The 1,317-nt window shown below is 66.6% G+C and carries 1 protein-coding gene; it reads left to right on the forward strand.

Annotation, left to right across the window (positions count from 1 at the left end; all coding sequences use genetic code 11):
* Positions 1 to 107: 107 nt before the first annotated feature.
* The coding region (locus ABZ260_RS51160; RefSeq protein ID WP_355633266.1) for a beta-ketoacyl synthase N-terminal-like domain-containing protein at positions 108 to 1,317 on the forward strand (1,210 nt) is incomplete at its 3' end.

The raw sequence follows: 1,317 nt of genomic DNA on the forward strand, positions 1-1,317 counted from the left end.
GACTCGGCGAGTACCGAGGAAATCCTCAGCTTCATCGACAACGAACTGGGCCGCTCGAAAGATCTGTGATTCGAGCCCGCGTCTGAACAATGTGAAGGGTCACTCTCATGTCCGAAGACCGGAAGCTCGTCGAGTATCTGAAGTGGGTCACCGCCGATTTGCACGAGACCCGTCGACGGCTCGAAGAGGTGGAGTCGGGCAGGCATGAGCCGATCGCCATCGTGTCGATGGCATGCCGCTTTCCAGGTGGAGTCGCCTCTCCTGAGGATCTGTGGCGGTTGCTGATCGAGGGACAGGACGCGATCTCTACATACCCGGTCGATCGGGGCTGGGATGTGGAGACGGTATCGATGCTGGGCCTGGAGTGTCAGGGCGGGTTCTTGTCCGATGTGGCGGGGTTCGATCCAGGGTTCTTCAGGATCACGCCGGGTGAGGCGCTGGCGATGGACCCGCAGCAGCGCCTGCTGCTGGAAGGGGCGTGGGAGGCGATCGAGCGGGCCGGGATCGACCCGCTCTCGCTGAGAGGTAGCCACACCGGGGTGTTCGTGGGCACCAATGGCCAGGACTACGGGAATCTGTTTCTGGAAGCCGGGGAAGAGTTGAGGCAGTACGTCCTCACCGGTACGGCGGCCAGCGTGCTGTCGGGCCGCCTGTCCTACGCCCTGGGCTTGGAAGGCCCGACGATGACGATCGACACCGCGTGCTCGTCGTCCTTGGTCGCCATACACCTGGCGGCGCAGGCGCTGCGTTCGCGCGAGTGCAGCCTGGCGCTGGCAGGCGGTGTCAAGGTGATAGCCACCCCGTTCGGGTTCTTCGGCCTCGGCGTGGAGGGCGGGATGGCGCCCGATGGGCGGTGCAAGGCGTTCTCCGACACCGCGGACGGTACCGGCTGGTCCGAGGGTGTGGGCGTGCTGGTGCTGGAGCGGCTGTCGGACGCCCGCCGCAACGGTCATCAGGTGCTCGCGGTGGTGCGTGGTTCGGCGATCAACCAGGACGGCGCGTCCAATGGGTTGACCGCGCCGAACGGTCCCTCGCAGCAGCGGGTGATCCGCCAGGCACTGGCTGGCGCCGGGCTGACTCCCGCCGAGGTGGACGCGGTGGAGGCGCACGGCACCGGCACCAGGCTGGGTGACCCGATCGAGGCCCAGGCGCTGCTGGCCATCTACGGCCAGAACCGTGAAGCCGACCGGCCGTTGCTGCTGGGCTCGATCAAGTCGAACATCGGTCACACGCAGGCCGCCGCGGGTGTGGCGGGTGTGATCAAGATGGTGCTGGCCATGCGGCATGGGGTGCTGCCCAAGACGCTGCACGTGGACG

Origin of the sequence: Streptosporangium sp. NPDC006013, assembly GCF_040614275.1 — a bacterium.
In the GTDB taxonomy this organism is placed as follows: domain Bacteria; phylum Actinomycetota; class Actinomycetes; order Streptosporangiales; family Streptosporangiaceae; genus Streptosporangium.